Below are 17,375 nucleotides of genomic sequence, written 5' to 3' on the forward strand. Positions count from 1 at the left end.
CATAATATGAAAGCACATACATACGAAACACAGTCTACTATCACTCCAGAGAAAGCATTAGAATTCTTAAAAGAAGGAAACCAAAGATTTGTAAACAACCTTAAAGCAAATAGAGACCTTCTTGAACAAGTGAATGCTACCCGTGAAGGACAATGGCCGTTTGCCGTAGTTTTGAGCTGTATAGACAGCCGTACTTCTGCGGAGCTTATCTTTGACCAGGGATTAGGAGACGTTTTCAGTATCAGAATTGCCGGTAATTTTGTTAATCAGGACATTCTTGGATCTATGGAATTTGGCTGTAACGTTGCCGGTTCTAAACTTATTGTAGTTTTAGGACACACGAAATGCGGCGCTTTGAAAGGAGGTCTTGATGCTGCACAGATTGAAGGATTGGGGATGGATAATCTTAACCACCTGATCAATCATTTCAACCCTATCATCAATGATATTATTGAAGAAAATGAAGAGCGTTCATCAAAAAACAGCTCTCTATTGGAAAGGCTTAATCAGCAAAATGTAAAAAATGCAATTGAAGATATCCGTAAACAAAGTTCAACACTTAGAAACCTTGAAAACGAAGGTAAAATTAAAATTGTTGGAGCCAATTACGATGTTGAAACAGGTGCAGTAAGCTGGTTATAAAGATAAAACTCATTAAATTTCAATTATAATTTACAGAAAATGCCACCGGAATCCGGTGGCATTTATTTTTTCATTATGCAATGGTGCAGAGACAAGCCAGAATAAAAACTGTCACTTCCCTATCACCTGACACCTATAATCCATTACCTCTCAACTATTTCCCATTAAATGCAGACATTGTATTATTCAATCCTGCAAATACGAAAGAAAGGCTTGCCTTTGAAAAGGTTTCAATTCTCTCAGTAAGTGTTGCCACTTCTTCTTCATTCCAGGTTCCTAATACATAGTCAACCTGTCTCCCGGCAGAGAAATCAGCAGATATTCCAAAACGAAGCCTTGCGTAATTCTGAGTCTGCAATACTTCATTAATGTTTTTGAGCCCGTTGTGGCCTGCATCAGACCCCTTTCCTTTCAATCTTAACGTTCCGAAAGGAAGGGCAAGATCATCCGTCACGATCAGTACATTTTCCAAAGGAATATTTTCTTTTTGCATCCAGTATTTCACTGCATTTCCGGAAAGATTCATGTAGGTATCTGGTTTAAGGATAAAAACTTTTCTGCCTTTATGCTTTCCTTCTGCCAGCCATCCAAAGTTGGAGGTGTTGAATGATACTTCAAGAGTTTCCGCTATTTTTTCAGCTACTTTAAAGCCTATATTATGTCGTGTATTTTCATATTCTGAGCCTTTGTTACCAAGCCCGACGATTAAATATTTCATCAGAAATTTTTTGCAAAATTAAGGGATAAAAAATAAAAAACTCAATCTTATGAAAGATTGAGTTTGAATATTGTTAAAAAAGTCTTCTATTGTGGTTTGTAGATGTAATTAACACCATATCCTTTTGTCATATAAGTCTGAGGATCATAAACGTAATTGGTACTCTTTACAATCGGAGTTGGAATAGGTGGCGAAAGATCTGTCACCGACCATCTCTTAGGATTGTTTGGAGATAAAATAAGGCTTTCTTTATCATTGATTACCGTAGATAAAAGTCTTGAAATCTTATATACGTGTGGCAATAATGTGAACGGGCTCACCTGATCATCATATGCATAATATTCATAACTATACTTTCCTGTAACCGCACCAAATGCACCTCCTGCCATTGTTCCATAGTATCTTGCTACCTTAGATACATTGTCTCCTACATATGTGTAAGCTGTTTTAGAATAATCTGTGAAAGCAAGCGGCACTCCCGCTACATCCGGACCATTCTTCATGATGATAGAATCCAGCTTTCCTGTAGCTGTGCTATATTTAATACTGTAAAGACTCTTCTCTTTTTTCAGTAATGTCTGTGGTCCCGGAGGATCTCCCGGTATTATTGGCGGAGGTCTTCTGAAGATAGAACGGTTTTCAGAAATAGTCTGAAGCTTATTGTTATTAACGTAAGTAAATAATTGAGTGTATGATACACTGTCCTTATCAAGCTTTCCGTTTCCGTCAAGATCCAAAAAGCCGTTGAAATTAATCTGGCTGATCTTATCTCCACTGTACATAATATTAGTAACTGAAGCACTGTCTGTAAGCACTTTAGTTACCAGAAGCCCGCTGTACTGATATTCTGCGATAGTATCTTTATCTGTAATTTCTCTGTATAATGCTCTGGGACCGCTTAATCCTCCTGTATTATTAAGATCCAATAATGGATTCCCATCTTCATCTAGTAAACTCTTGCAGGAATGTATTGAGGAAAAACCTGCGATTAGTAAAATAAAATAGAAAATTTGCTTCATTTCCTTGTAATTGATTATTTTTTTGACAAATATAATTTTTTTTACCTAAAAATTATATGATTATTTTATATTCTGGTAAGATTAGTAATTATCTCCTTCCCCTATAAATTTTTATAGGTAAAAGTAACATTCTGATTTTTCTCAACTACTACATACCCTTGATTATCATAAGAGTAACTCTGAGCTGTATTAACAGGAGCAGCTGGTGAAGGCAATTCTATAAACATTGAAGTAGGATTATTCGGAGAAATTTTATAGAATTGAGCCGGGTTTATCAGACTTCGTGTAATGAAATAGACGGATGGAAGTGTAGAGTAAGGACTTTTCTGAGAATCATAGTTCTGAAAGCTGTATTTGCTTACTACTGCAGTACCCATATTCGGGCTTCCGTTGATATCCAATATTCCTTTGGAACAAACTACCTGAATAACATTTTCACCACTATACACAAAAGTATAGTCTATAAATTTGTTATAAGCACTGATTCCACCTTCTTTTCTCTTCTCAAGAATCTTGGTAAGTTTATTGGTAACTGAGTTATAAGTAAAAGTATAGTCACTTATAACAGAGACCGAAGGAGTGGCACCTGTAGTTGTAGAAGTGGCATTATAAATCTTTTTACCTGTAGCATCAGGAACAATATTAAATTCATAAACCAGACTGGATGTTGCAGAGCTTACATATTTAACCTTCGTAATATTCTTGTTGGTATACGTTACCGTTCCGGTATAATAAGCACTTCCCCCAGCAGATTCATCTTTAGAGATTGCAGCCTGTAAATCTCCGGTTCCGGCAGTTGTAATATATTCTTCCTGAGAAACATTGTTTGCTCCCACCTTTGATAACACTCTTTTAGGCGGTGCTCCATCATCCGGATTCGGGATAGATTCTGTAGGATCTGAGGTAGTATTACATGCTGTCAGCAGCCCAAGAAAAGCAATACTGGCAAACATTTTAAAAAAATAGTTTTTTACCATATAGAATTTTTTTAGCTTGCCCAAATATAATTCAATTTTCGATAATACACTTCACTTTATCTGGACAAATTCACAAGAAATAGAGTTAATAATCAAAAAAAATCTAAAAACATAACGTTTTTAGATTTATAATTATTGTATTATGATAAAAATTAATAAGGCTGCAATATAGATGTTGTCAAAACAGATTGTGACATATCACTATTAAGATAAGTAGCATCAACAGCTTTTCCTATTCCCAGAGTTGTTCCTGAGATGGCTCTTTTGATGCAAGCCACTTTCACACTATATTGGTTTTTAGGAGTAAGGTTCGCAAGAGTAGCATTAAGATTAAAAATCTTATATGCACCACTATCTCCTAATAAAACATCCGTTCTTACTGCTCTAAGTTTGTCATCTATAAAAATACCGCAGGCAAAACTCGCAGAGTTTGTTCCTGTTTTTTGAACCGTAGTCTGAAAGGAAAATGTAGCTTTATTCACCATATTGGTTACAGAGAATGTATCCACTGCCCCTGGAAGCACGGTCCAGTTCCCAGCTAAAGCATCTCCATCGCTATAAGGAGTAGTAGCCCCGTTTGGTGCAACAAAAGTAACTCCCGCTTTATCAGCAACTGTATTGATTGAAAAAACAGACATACTTCCTTGCCCATCTGCAATTTTTATCGCCTTCCAGTCATTGGTAGTCAGGTTGGCATTATTGTGAAATATATCACCTGCTGTTCCGGCAGATCCTCTCAATACATCTGTACCTCCTGTTCTTAATTCTTTTCCAACATTCAGATCTCCATTTACATCCAGCATATTAGTCGGATCAGGTGTATTAATACCCACTTGGGCAGAAGCTGCAACAGTTAACAGAAGTGTTGTTACAAATAATATTTTTTTCATAATCTGCATTAGTTTATAATCGTGTTAAACACTTCTGGAACTTCATACACATCTACTTTAAGAGATGATTGTGAAATAAATCCATTAATATTAGTATATACATTAGTTCCTATCGTAAGGGTATTGTTGGACGCTCCGTAAGAACCCAATCTTGTACAGGCAACATCTACGGTATGATTTCCTTTCGCAAGATTATCTACAATACCAATCTGAGTATGGGTAAGGAAAGGATATGAAGTACTGATTGCTTTTAAGTTTCTCTGTCTCAAATTCACCAGTTTATTGTCTACAAAAATACCACAGGCATAATCTATTGAAGTATCTGTAGAACCCACGCCTCCGAAGTCTGCCTGTACAACCGTTTCAAACTGAAAGTAAGCTTTACTCTGAGTACTGAACACACTGATCACTTGCGAAAGATTGTTTATTTTTTTAAAATTAGTAAGACTGCTGATATCTTTTCCTTTGGTAAAAGTTCCCCCTCTAGAGGCTAAACCTACCGATGAATCATCAGAAGAAGTAAATGAAACCCCTACTTTATCTGAAAAAGAGTTGTTGTAGATCAGGTAAAATTTATTAGGCTCATATTCAGGAATACGAAGCGATTTCCAGATCGGGGCATAGCCTTCTCCCTGAGAAACCAGCAATTGGTCATTATTTCCTTGAGAAATTGAGTTATCGGTAGTGTTAAGAACTGCAATTTTATTTCTGAAGTTGACATCTCCGTTTACATCAAGAGTTGCTTTTGGAGTATCAGTTTTTATTCCTACCTGAGCTGAAACCAAAAGTCCTATGGCCAGAAACAGTGTTGATAATAGTTTTTTCATCATTAGTTTGTTTTATAGCTCACGTATTCAATAACGTCCATTTTCATTGTAGATTCTAAAGTAAATGCACTGGAAGCTCCGTTTGAAGCCTGTACATTACGCCCGATAGCAAATTGTGAGGTAGAATTTGAAGTATCAATCTTTCTGCAGGCAATCTCGATCGTATGAGCTCCAACGGGAACGTTCTGTTCGGTATAATTAAGGGTAAAGATATAGTCCTGAAGACCATTTTTCCCACTGTTATTATTAGAAGCAATTCTATCCGGACGTACAGCAACCAGAGTTCCGTTTCTGAAAACACCGCAGGTAAATCTTACACTTTCTATCGTTGTAGAGGTAGGTGCTTTGATTTCAACCCCTGTCTGGAACTGATAGGTAAGTCTGTTTTTACCATTTTTGATGGTAAAGGTATTTTGAAGCCCATCAATCTTTTTCCAGGCTCCTTTAGTAGCATCAGTAATATTATCTCCAACACTGTTTTTATAAATACCATCACCAGCAGTACCATTGGTAAGTGATATAATCCCTGCTTGATCTGACGACAGATAAGAGTTGATCAACTTATACTGTCCCTCTTCCATAAAGGAAATGTTCAAAGATTTCCACACGGGAGGTAAACCCTCACCCTGAGAAACCAAAACCTGGCCGTTTAACCCGGCATTTCCAGCCTGAGTTGAAGTACCGCCTACTCTAAGTTCTTTTCTTAAGGTGGTTTTTCCATTCACGTCAAGAACAGATTTAGGTTTTGCAGTACCTATTCCCACCTGTGCGTTAGCGCAGAGTGAAAGAAGTCCAGCCGCGCAGCAATATATAATTTTTTTCATAATAAGGACTGCAAAGGTACGCAATGAAGTCCTAAAAATTCCAGTTATACATCCATAAACCTATAGAAATAAACACATTACAACATAGAATTAATCACACATAAAAGTAGAATTATTTCTACATAACTCTACTTTTCAGATTTTAAATTTTTAATTAAGATCTCAAACCCTTACTGTACGGGGATTTGCAGGATATTTTTACTCATTAAAAAGTGATTTTAACCCCCTTAAAACGGCCTTAATTCCCATCTCAAGGAATATTACCCAATAAAAACATGATAACAATCACAAAAAAGCGTATAAAAATCTTAGATTTTTATACGCTTTTCACATCTTTTACAAATTTGTTTATAACAAACAGAACCTATAATTTAATTATGTTCAATAATAGCTTTCAGTAACATATTGACCTCATCTACATTTTTCACTCTTTCTTTCCTCATCATCAATTGATTACCTTCTTTTCCGGACTTCTCTTTAAGTTGGGCCTCAGCAGGATTTCGGGTTAAATAATTAATGATATGTCGGAATCTATCCGTCTGGTAGAATTTATCCTGAGGATTCCCCGGGAAGTATCCTAAGAACACGCCATTTTTCATAACAATCTTCTCAAAACCTATATCCGCAGCAAGCCATTTCAGAGAAACACTTTTCAACAGATTGACGGCTTCTTTCGGCAATGCTCCAAAACGGTCAATCAGTTCAAGTTCAAACTGATGAAGATCTACTTCATTGTTAATCTCTGCTATTTTCTGATACAGCAGCAGCCTTTCTTCTGTATTCGAAATATAGAAATCAGGCAGCATTAATTCAAGATCAGTATCTATATTGACATCTTTCACAGATTTGAAAAGCTTCTGCCTGTCTTCTTCATTTTCAAACAGGTTTTCAAAATCAGCATCATCTTTAAGCTCTTCAAGTGCTTCCTGCATTAGTTTCTGATACGTTTCAAAACCCATTTCATTGATGAATCCACTTTGTTCAGCACCCAAAAGATCACCGGCACCACGGATCTCAAGATCTTTCATTGCAATCTGGAAACCACTTCCCAGATCGGAAAACTGCTCAATGGCTTCCAGACGTTTTCTGGCATCTGAAGTCATCATATCATAAGGAGGAGTGATCAGGTAGCAGAATGCCTTTCTGTTACTACGTCCCACCCTTCCTCTCATCTGATGCAGATCTGCCATCCCAAACCGTTGTGCGTCATTGATGAAAATAGTGTTCGCATTCGGGACATCCACCCCACTTTCTACAATGGTAGTAGACACAAGAACATCATATTTTCCTTCCATAAAATCCAACACATTCTTCTCCAGCTGCCTGCCTTCCATCTGCCCATGCCCCGTAATGACTCTCGCATCCGGAACCAGCCTCTGGATAAGTCCGGCAATATCCTTCAGGTTTTCAATCCTGTTGTTGATGAAATACACCTGCCCATCTCTCTGAAGCTCATAAGAAACGGCATCACGAAGAATCTCTTCATTGAATCCGATTAATTGTGTATCTACAGGCTGCCTGTTAGGCGGTGGTGTTTTGATAACAGATAAATCTCTTGCTGCCATTAATGAAAACTGTAAAGTCCTTGGAATAGGAGTTGCCGTTAGGGTAAGCGTATCCACATTATTTTTAAGTGTTTTCAGCTTATCCTTTACTGAAACCCCAAACTTATGCTCTTCATCAATGATCAGCAAGCCCAGATCTTTAAATTTTACAGAACTGCTTACCAACTGGTGTGTTCCAATGATAATATCTACTTTTCCATTCTTTAAAGCATCTAAGGTTTCAGATTTTTGCTTCGCCGTTCTGAATCGGTTGACATAGCCAACATTTACCGGAAAATCTTTAAGTCTTTCTTTAAAACTTCTGTAATGCTGAAAAGCAAGAATGGTTGTAGGAACCAATATAGCAACCTGTTTACCGTCTGTTGCTGCCTTAAATGCGGCACGGATTGCCACTTCCGTTTTACCAAAACCAACATCACCGCAAACCAGCCTGTCCATCACAGTATCGGCTTCCATATCTTTCTTTACATCTACTGTAGCTTTTTCCTGATCCGGCGTATCTTCATAGATAAAGCTGGCTTCAAGTTCATTCTGAAGATAAGAATCCGGTGTATAAGCAAATCCTTTTGCTGTTTTTCGCTGCGCATATAATTGAATAAGGTCAAAAGCAATTTGTTTTACCTTCGCTTTTGTTTTCTGTTTTAAGGATTTCCAGGTCGGAGAACCAAGTTTGCTCAAAACAATCTCTCTTCCATCCGGTCCGTTATATTTCGAAATTTTATGCAGAGAGTGAATACTTACATACAACAAGTCACCGTTTTTATAGGTCAGTTTAAAACATTCCTGAATCTTACCATCATTATTTACTTTTACCAACCCCATAAATTTCCCGATTCCATGATCGATATGGGCAATATAGTCTCCAATTTTTAAAGACATCAGGTCTTTCAGGGTAAGCTGCTCTGATTTTGCAAAAGTATTCTTCGCTTTATATCTCTGATAACGGTCAAAAATCTGGTGGTCTGTATACACAAGCAGCTTGTGTCCGTTGTCAACAAATCCTTCATGCAATTCAGACTTAAAACTTTTAAAAGGAAGTTCATGTTCGAGTTCTTCAAAAATAGACTCCAGTCTTTCTCTTTGTTTTTCTGTTGAAAAGGAAATCCAGGTATCAAATCCGCTATTCTGTTTTTCTTCAATATCTTCAATCAGCAGTTCAAAGTTTTTATGGAAAGAAGGCTGTGGAAGCTGTTCCATTCTGACTTCAGTAATTTCTTTCAACCCTTCAATCACTGACCCTCCAAAATCAACAGTTTTGAATTTTTTATAATCAAATAAAAACTCCTGATCAGAAATAAATAGCTCCTGAGGAGTTCTGTGCGCAATATCTTTACTTAATGTATCATATTTTTCCAGAGACTTTTCATAGAATGTTCTAATCTTCTGCATTCCTATCATTCCATTTTTAGAAACTACAAAACTCCCATCTGGCAATAGCTGCAGCAATGACACTCTGCTTCCTGTAACAGAGAAGTTCATATTGGAAACCAATTGAAAGTCCTTTACTTTAGCTATAGAAAGCTGGGTTTCAATATCAAAAGTTTTAATGCTTTCCACTTCATTCCCAAAGAATGTAATCCTGTATGGTTTCTCATATGAATAAGAAAACACATCCACAATTCCTCCCCTTACTGAAAACTCTCCCGGTTCTGAAACAAAATCGGCCTGCTGAAAATGGTAATGAGTGAGCAGTTCGTCTACAAAATCAAAGTCCAGCTGGTCTCCTACTTTTATATGATGAGAAATGGCTTTAAAATCTTCTTTTTTCAATACCTTTTCAGATAAAGCTCCGGCATAAGCCACAATAACTTTTGGAGATCTTCCGGAATTGATTTTATTTAAAACCTCAGTTCTTAAAACCAGATTGGCATTTTGCGTCTTTTCTACCTGATAAGGCTCAAGATGGGTCGCAGGAAAATACAGCACTTTTTCTTTGCCAAGAAGATCTTCCATCTCCGTATTGGCATACAATGCATCCTCTTTATCATCTACCAGATAAAGAATATTTTTCTTTTGAACCAAAAAAAGCTCAGCCACAAAAATAGAAACCGAAGATCCTGCACTCCCTTTTACGGCAATATGCTGGTTGTTTTCTAGCTGGGTGAAAATTTCTTTCCCGAACTCTTTCTGCATCAGATCTGGAAGAAACTTTTCGTTGATGGATTTTAATTGCATAAATAGTATGGTATAAACGACAAAAGCGATTTCGGGAGTTTTCCGAAACCGTTTATGATGTACAAAGGTACGGATATTTTTTTCTTCCTTTAAAAAACTGAGTGACTTTCGGATTTAAAATGAATGACTTAGCATAATAAATCTTAATTTTTTACAAATTTATTTAAGAACCCGTTAAAAAAAACCAATTTTTCCCTCATGGCATAGTGTTTGGGATTTTAAGCCTAACCAAACATTTAAGTATTATGAAAAAAGCAATTAAAATCTTAGGAGTTATGATGCTGCTGGTATTTACAGCATTATCTTTTTCGTCGTGCAGCAAGGATGATGACCCGGTAAACAATGAATTCTTTGCAGGAACATATAAAGGCAGTGTTTCTTATAACGATGGTGGATCTACTAATGTAAGTACAGATAACGGAAGTGTTTTTGTAACGAAGATTGCCAGCGGCACCAAGTATAATTTCGCTTTCTCAAACAGCATTCCGGATCTTAACGGAATAGAGTTTAATCAGGAAGGAGATCATACCCTTGTTATGATTGGTTCTACGGCAACCTCTTATATCAGAATTGACAACAATACATTAAAAATCCTATACGCAAAGGATGGTAAAACGTGGACAGCCAACTGTACACGCTAACCTCCTGTCTATTTATATATTATTGCAAGCCTGTTTTCCTCTGAAGACAGGCTTTTCTATTGTAAATGAAGTGTTTTAATTTTTTTTTAAGCAGTAATAAACTTTAGTTAAGGTTGAAAATCTAAATTTTCTAGCCTGCTTTTTGTATATCTTTATTCAACAAAAAACAAACAATAATTCTTATGAAAAAATTCTTATCAGCAATGTCACTGATCCTTGGATTAGGACTTGCAACTGCTCAGCAAACTGCTCCAGCAACCGCTACTAAAAGTGCTCCGGCAAAAGTTTCTAAATCCGCTCAACAAGCACCAAAAGCTTTAAAAGCAGCTGAAGTAAAAACAGCAAAACCAGCAGTAGCCTCTACCCCTACATCTGCAGAAGGAATGAAAATGAAGAAAGATGGAACTCCAGATAAGAGATATAAAGACAATAAGCACCTGAAAAAAGACGGTACTCCAGATAAAAGATACAAAGCAAACAAATAAGCATAACATTAACATATAGTTGTTATTTTCATAATCAAATTTCGAAAAAGCCGGTGGAACTTGTTCCATCGGTTTTTTTTATGTGAAGCTTATTAAAAAATGACTCCATATTCTCTACTTATTTATAAATTTGACCCATGTTAAACTTCTTCAAGAAAAATGCAGCGCTTATCTGGGCAAAGAAACATGTCCAAAAAGCGGAGGAATTCAAAAAAAATGCAGAGAAAAACCAGGAAGACTTATTACTTTCTCTAGTCAATACAGCTCAAAAAACACTTTTTGGGCGGGAACATGATTTTGAAAGCATTCATTCTGTAAAAGAATTTCAGGACAGAGTTCCTGTAGCAGACTATGAAGATCTGAAACCTTATATAGAGCGGGTAAAAAAGGGTCAGGGCAATATTCTATGGACGGAAACGCCTGAATATTTTGCCAAAACATCGGGAACAACTTCCGGATCTAAATATATTCCGATTTCCAGAGAAGGAATGCCACTTCAGATTGCAGGTGCTCAAAGTGCTCTATTTCATTATATCAGTAAAAAGAACAATGCTGATTTTGTAAACGGTAAAATGATTTTTCTACAGGGAAGCCCTGAACTGGAAGAAGTTTTTGGAATAAAAACAGGAAGGTTATCTGGTATTGTAGCACATCATATCCCCAATTATCTTCAAAAAAACCGTCTGCCAAGCTGGGAAACCAATATTATGGAAGACTGGGAAGCCAAAGTAGATCAAATCATTGGAGAAACAGAACATGAAAACATGACCCTGATCTCAGGAATTCCGCCATGGCTGATCATGTATTTTGAGAAGTTAACAGAAAAGCACGGCAAAAAAATCAAACAGCTTTTCCCGAATCTGCAGCTTATTGTTACCGGAGGTGTCAATTACGAACCATACCGGGACAAAATGGAAGATCTGCTGGGAGGAAAAGTGGATATTATTCAGACATTTCCAGCTTCTGAAGGCTTTTTTGCTTTTCAGGATGATTATACAAAAGAAGGTCTTCTATTATTGACCAATCATGGAATTTTCTATGAATTTATTCCTTTGGAAGAATATGGCAAGCCTGGAGCAAGAAGATTAACATTGAAAGATATTGAACTTCATAAAGATTACGCCCTTATTCTTACTACGAATTCCGGACTGTGGGCTTATTCTATCGGAGATGTTGTAAGATTTATCAGTAAAGATCCTTACAGGGTTCTGGTAAGCGGCAGAACCAAACATTTTACTTCGGCATTCGGGGAACATGTGATTGCTTTTGAGGTAGAAGAAGCGATGAAAGCTACTCTTGAAAAACACCCTGCGCAAATTACAGAATTCCATCTTGCCCCTCAGGTAAACCCAGGTGAAGGACTTCCATATCACGAGTGGCTGATTGAATTTGAAAAAGAACCGGAGAGTTTAGAGGTATTCAGAGATGAGCTGGATCTGCAGCTGAGAGCAAGAAACACCTATTATGATGATCTTATTTCCGGGAATATTTTACAGAAACTGCATATCACAGGACTAAAGAAAAATGCCTTTCATGAATATGCTAAATCTCAGGGTAAATTGGGAGGGCAAAACAAGACTCCAAGATTGGCTAATGACAGAAACATTGCAGATCTCTTAGAAATTTACAAAAAATAATCATATTTTTTCAATTCCAAAAACGTATATTCGAAAAAAATTATAAATTTGAAAAACTAAAAGAAAATAATGAAAGCATCTGTACTGTTAAAATCATCTTTACTAACCTCTTTATTTGTTATCACGTCTTGTGCAACGACAAAATACAGCGAAGATATTTCAAAAAACAACTATTCTAATCTTGAAGCCGGAAAAGTATATAAAGTAACTATGAGAGACGGCTCTCCGAAACAGACCATCTTATTCAGAAACATGGTGGGTGATAATCTTGTAGGTACAGCAGGTAAGAAAGACAGTACGGAAGTGGTCATTCCTAAATCGAATGTAGCGGCTGTAAAAGACAGAAGAAAAGCAAGAATTGCTGCCGGAGCTACTATTATTGGGGCTGCAGGTGTTGCTGCCATCGTAATCAGTTCTTCAAGAGCTGACTAAAATAGATTTTATCTTTTGAGATATATTTAATATATCTTTCAAAAATTGTCATATGGATAGTCCTAAATAAATTTTTAGGGCTATTTTTGTTCATGATTTCCTTTACCCCGTTACAAACATTACAAAATGTTGAGTTCAGAAATCTTCTCACCGGGAGATTTTTTATTGTTTTAGCTTTCAGAATGCTGGCCACTTTATTAGGATGGTGGGTATATCAATTAACAAAAGATCCTTTTTCTATAGGCCTTATCGGGCTTTCGGAGGTAATTCCTGCTGTAAGCTGTGCGCTGTATGCCGGACACGTTATTGATATGAATGAGAAAAAGAGATTGCTTCTCATCTGCAATTATGCTTATATTTTTCTGATCGGACTTCTGTTGGTTCCCGCATTCCTTGATGTAGAAATGCACTTTACAGGCCATCAGATTACTTATTATATCTATGGAGTTATCTTTTTTACCGGAATAGCAAGAGCATTCATTGGCCCTATTGTACCTTCTATGATTCCTAAAATTGTAAAGAAAGAAAACCTTCCCAACGCAGTTACTTTGAACCAGGCTACTTTCCTGATATCTTCTGTCTGTGGACATGCGGTAGGCGGTATTCTTATTGGGTTTATAGGTGTAAAATGGACATTGGTCGCAATTTTAGCATTAATATTTGTTGCTTCACTATTTTTCTGGCAGCTTCACAAACAGTATTCAGAGTACAAAAAGGAAACTGTAAATGTAGCGGAGAGTATGCGTGAAGGAATTTCTTATATTTTTAAAACCAAAGAGATATTGGGAGCATTGTGTCTTGATATGTTTGCTGTACTTTTTGGTGGTGCAGTCGCTATGATCCCGGTATTTGCTACCGATATTTTAAAGTCAGGGGCTGAAGGTTTCGGATTGCTGAATGCGGCATCTGATATCGGTTCCATGTGTATCATTACTATTTTATCCATTGTTCCTCTTCGAAAAAATCAGGGAAAAATACTTCTTGCAGTTGTTACAGGATTCGGGCTTTGCATTATTGGGTTTGGCTTATCTAAATTGTATTGGCTGTCATTCATGTTCCTTGTAATGAGCGGAATGCTTGACGGAATTTCCGTAGTTATCCGAGGCACCATTGTACAGTTAAAAACACCTGATCATATAAGAGGACGTGTCCTCAGTGTCAACTCAATCTTCATTATGTCCAGCAATGAAATGGGACAGTTCGAAAGTGGTGTGATGGCCAAATTATTAGGCGTTGTACGCTCTGTGGTATTTGGAGGATGTATGACTGTTTTGATTGCTTTACTTGTAGGAAGCACCAATCCTAAACTAAGAAAAATGCAATATTAACTTATTATTTATCAATCCATTTCAAATTTAATATTAAAAAAAATCACAATCCGAAATACTTAAAATCAGAATAGAACGTTTTCTATTCTGATTTTACTTTTATAGGCATTTTTTCAAAACCATTCAGAAGATTAAATCCCAAATATTCAGTGAAATCATTAATATCTTTACGATGTCTATATAATTTCACTTAAATAATAAAATACAATATTAGAAATCAATATATTACTTTCATTAAATATATCTCAAAATCTTTAATTTAACGTTAATAATTTTTTATATTTGCTTGATAAAATATCCCCTATGTATAAACTTTTACTAATTTTGAGTTTTTTCGTCACAGGTTCGCTGATGAATGCTCAATTTTTTTCAGATCAAACCTTACAGCAATCTGCTTTGCAGCTGAATACTGCAAAATCAGAAAATGATTATGATACTCTTTTTTCTAAGTTTTCAGAGGCTAAAACAGAAAAATGGCAGGCTAATTATTATGCTGCTGCAACTTTGTATCTTAAAACAAATTTCCTTTTAAAGAACAGCCCGAACAGCCCTCTTGGAGAACCTAATGAATCTGCAAGAAAACTGGCTATGCAAGCTCTGGCTTCTGAAAAGAATAATGGAGAAGTAAATATTCTTCTTGCTCTTATTCATTTTCAGAAAATCAGAATAAAAACGGCTGCAGATGCTCAGAAGGAACTAAAGACAGTTACAAGCTTCATGACGAAAGCGGAAACAACTGTAAAGAACAATCCAAGACTTTCTTTCCTAAAAGCTGAAATGGCTGAAAAACAAGGTAACAAGGCAGAAGCTATTAAACTTTATCAAAAGGCAGTCAAAGAATTCGAAACATCAAACGCCTCATCCAGTTCACCTAACTGGGGAAGACAGCTGATCGGAACAAATTAACAGTAAGAAAATGCATGATCTCCTGAGTAAACTGGGTGGTCAGGTTGCTATTTGATATGAAAGGTTTTTAAATTATTCAATGTTCAGAGAAACATTATTTTGTATCAGATAAAGCACTGTATTTTTTTAGTAATTAAACAATTTACTATTTGTTTTTAAAATCAACTCTTATGAAAAAAGCATTACTTGTTTTCTCAATTATATTTTCACATCTTTTCTTTGCCCAATCAGACTGTACTACTGCAATGGCAGTATGCGGTAACTCGGATATTTCATATACTCCGGGCGGGCATGGAGACATTGCCGAAGACCTCGGCGGATGTTTAACTTCCGATGAAAAATACTCTGTATGGTACTCTTTTACGGTAGCTACAGCCGGAACCCTAACTTTTGAAATCATTCCTAATGACCAGACCGATGATTATGATTTCGGGGTATATGGTCCTAACAAATCATGTGGCAACCTTGGAGCTCCAATCCGTTGTTCTTATTCAGGACAAAGTGGAAACACAGGTCTTAATATGACCGCTACAGATCTTAGTGAGGATGCCTCAGGAGACAAATGGGTGAAATACCTTGACGTATTACCTGGTCAGACTTATTATTTAATTGTAAATAACCACAGAGAAACCGCTAACGGATTCAAATTGTCATGGGGTGGAACAGCTACTTTATCTTCGCCATTCACGGATCCGAATATCCAGCCTCACCCGTTCATTCCACCGGGAATTCCAGGAGCAACGCCTGCAGATCCTAGAGAAGTAGTGGTGTGTGCAAACCCTGCAAGTTTTGATTTCTCTTCATTAACGGCAGGAATCCTTAATGGAAACCCGAACTTCAATATCACTTATCATACAAGCCAGAATGATGCCTTAACAGGCAATAACCCTCTTGTTGGCCCTCAAACAGTTACTCCTGTAGGTGTTTATTTCTACAGTATTAACTACACAGATCCTACTAACCCCAACAGTCCTATTAATAAATGTAGACAGACGGGTAAATTTAAATTTAAAGATGGTACGATCAAGGCAACGAACGTTACTTTAACAAGCTGTAATAACAACAATGCAGGTACAGCAACTTATGATCTTACAACAGCAGATGTTTTTGCAGATCCTACGGCTACAAAAAAATATTATTATACTTTATATGATCTGAATCACTCAATCAATGAGATTACCAACATCTATCAGTTTGTTTCAGCTGAAGGTAAAATCTATGTAAAAGTGACCTCCGTATTTGGATGTTCTGATATTGCAGAGATTACCCTTAAGTTCTACCCTGCTATTATTGCAAAAGATGCTGAATTAAGATCATGTTTTATTGAAGCAAATCCTTCTACAGCATTATTTAACCTTGACAATGCGGCTGTCATCACACCGCAAGCTGGTATTACTAAGAAGTATTTCCCTTCATTAACGGATGCTGTGGATGCAACTAATGAAATTTTAAATGCAAATTATATTGCACCTAGTGGTCTGGTATACGTAAGAGTATCTGATACCAGAGGATGTTTTGTAGTTGTAAAAATTGGTTTAACAGTCCTTGCACCTGTAAAATCTAATGTTCTGAAAGACAAAATCATCTGTATAGAAGACACAACAACTTTAGATGCCGGACCTGGATTCAAAAGCTATGAGTGGAGCACTGGAGCTACAACTCAGTCTATCAAAGATGTAGGAGTTGGAATCTACTGGGTAAAATTAAAAACAGGAGAATGTATTACCACTCAAACGGTAACAGTATATCCTTCTGATCAGCCGGTTGTAGCAAGCATTGATGTTTCTAACACTACACTAACAATCAATGTCATAGGAGGAACACCGGATTACCAGTATTCTATGGATAAAATCATATGGCAGCCTTCGAATACATTCTCGAATGTAGCAAGAGGAACATACAAAGTATATGTAAAAGATGCTTACGACTGCGACCCTATTGAAGTTACGGTAGTAGTTCCTAACCTGATCAATATGATTACTCCAAACGGAGATGGTGTGAACGATGTTGTAGATTATTCTGCCATTGCTGACAAACAAAACCTAGTTTTGAGTATCTTTGACAGATACGGAACAAAAATCCACCAAGGAGACAAATCCAACGGATACAAATGGGACGGGACTATTGCAGGAAAGAAGATTCCAACAGGTACCTACTGGTATTCTGTAACATGGAATGAGAATGACAAGAAGAATACTCCGTTCAAGTTTTCAGGTTGGATCGTTGTAAAAAACAGAGAATAACCCTTATATAATATGAAAAAGCCGCTTTGGCGGCTTTTTCTTTTAACTAAACCATGAAAAATTAAT

15 protein-coding genes are annotated in these 17,375 nt (G+C 36.6%); 8 read left to right on the forward strand and 7 right to left on the reverse strand.

Features of this window, described 5'->3' with window-relative positions:
• Positions 1–6 precede the first annotated feature (6 nt).
• Complete coding sequence (locus tag AC57AW_RS04775) at positions 7–642, forward strand: carbonic anhydrase (protein WP_413228593.1); 636 nt, start codon at positions 7–9, stop codon at positions 640–642.
• 154 nt (positions 643–796) lie between these two features.
• Here AC57AW_RS04775 and pth read toward each other — a convergent pair whose 3' ends face one another.
• The 7 genes from pth to mfd form a co-directional block, all read right to left on the reverse strand.
• A complete protein-coding gene (pth, locus tag AC57AW_RS04780; protein WP_496351002.1) occupies positions 797–1,360 on the reverse strand; it encodes an aminoacyl-tRNA hydrolase in 564 nt (187 codons plus the stop codon).
• Between the two features lie 86 nt (positions 1,361–1,446).
• Entirely contained in the window at positions 1,447–2,379 is a 933-nt protein-coding gene (locus AC57AW_RS04785; protein WP_496351003.1) for a hypothetical protein, read from the reverse strand.
• A gap of 101 nt (positions 2,380–2,480) precedes the next feature.
• Positions 2,481–3,356, reverse strand: coding sequence for a hypothetical protein (locus AC57AW_RS04790; RefSeq protein WP_496351004.1), 876 nt, complete (start codon positions 3,354–3,356; stop codon positions 2,481–2,483).
• Positions 3,357–3,508: 152 nt separating this feature from the next.
• Positions 3,509–4,246 (reverse strand): hypothetical protein, encoded by a 738-nt coding sequence (locus AC57AW_RS04795; RefSeq protein ID WP_496351005.1) that lies wholly within the window; start codon positions 4,244–4,246, stop codon positions 3,509–3,511.
• An 8-nt stretch (positions 4,247–4,254) separates the two neighbouring features.
• Entirely contained in the window at positions 4,255–5,073 is an 819-nt protein-coding gene (locus AC57AW_RS04800; protein ID WP_496351006.1) for a hypothetical protein, read from the reverse strand.
• Positions 5,074–5,075: 2 nt separating this feature from the next.
• A complete protein-coding gene (locus AC57AW_RS04805; RefSeq protein WP_496351007.1) occupies positions 5,076–5,897 on the reverse strand; it encodes a hypothetical protein in 822 nt (273 codons plus the stop codon).
• A 371-nt stretch (positions 5,898–6,268) separates the two neighbouring features.
• Positions 6,269–9,637, reverse strand: coding sequence for a transcription-repair coupling factor (gene mfd / locus AC57AW_RS04810; protein WP_496351008.1), 3,369 nt, complete (start codon positions 9,635–9,637; stop codon positions 6,269–6,271).
• 245 nt (positions 9,638–9,882) lie between these two features.
• Here mfd and AC57AW_RS04815 point away from each other — a divergent pair, with 245 nt between their 5' ends.
• The 7 genes from AC57AW_RS04815 to AC57AW_RS04845 all read left to right on the forward strand — a co-directional run bounded on the left by AC57AW_RS04815 (position 9,883) and on the right by AC57AW_RS04845 (position 17,309).
• Complete coding sequence (locus AC57AW_RS04815; RefSeq protein ID WP_496351009.1) at positions 9,883–10,278, forward strand: hypothetical protein; 396 nt, start codon at positions 9,883–9,885, stop codon at positions 10,276–10,278.
• Positions 10,279–10,460: 182 nt separating this feature from the next.
• Complete coding sequence (locus AC57AW_RS04820) at positions 10,461–10,763, forward strand: hypothetical protein (protein ID WP_496351010.1); 303 nt, start codon at positions 10,461–10,463, stop codon at positions 10,761–10,763.
• Positions 10,764–10,900: 137 nt separating this feature from the next.
• A complete protein-coding gene (locus AC57AW_RS04825; RefSeq protein WP_496351011.1) occupies positions 10,901–12,400 on the forward strand; it encodes a GH3 auxin-responsive promoter family protein in 1,500 nt (499 codons plus the stop codon).
• 69 nt (positions 12,401–12,469) lie between these two features.
• A complete protein-coding gene (locus AC57AW_RS04830) occupies positions 12,470–12,832 on the forward strand; it encodes a hypothetical protein (protein ID WP_318847350.1) in 363 nt (120 codons plus the stop codon).
• A 92-nt stretch (positions 12,833–12,924) separates the two neighbouring features.
• Positions 12,925–14,160 carry an MFS transporter gene (locus AC57AW_RS04835; protein WP_496351012.1) on the forward strand — a complete coding sequence of 412 codons (1,236 nt, stop codon included), beginning with the start codon at positions 12,925–12,927 and terminating at the stop codon, positions 14,158–14,160.
• A 303-nt stretch (positions 14,161–14,463) separates the two neighbouring features.
• Positions 14,464–15,066 carry a tetratricopeptide repeat protein gene (locus AC57AW_RS04840; protein ID WP_496351013.1) on the forward strand — a complete coding sequence of 201 codons (603 nt, stop codon included), beginning with the start codon at positions 14,464–14,466 and terminating at the stop codon, positions 15,064–15,066.
• 170 nt (positions 15,067–15,236) lie between these two features.
• Positions 15,237–17,309 carry an FIDD domain-containing protein gene (locus AC57AW_RS04845; protein ID WP_496351014.1) on the forward strand — a complete coding sequence of 691 codons (2,073 nt, stop codon included), beginning with the start codon at positions 15,237–15,239 and terminating at the stop codon, positions 17,307–17,309.
• Positions 17,310–17,375: the final 66 nt, after the last annotated feature.

This window comes from Chryseobacterium sp. BGA-UO-ETr-SB22, from assembly GCF_059567885.1.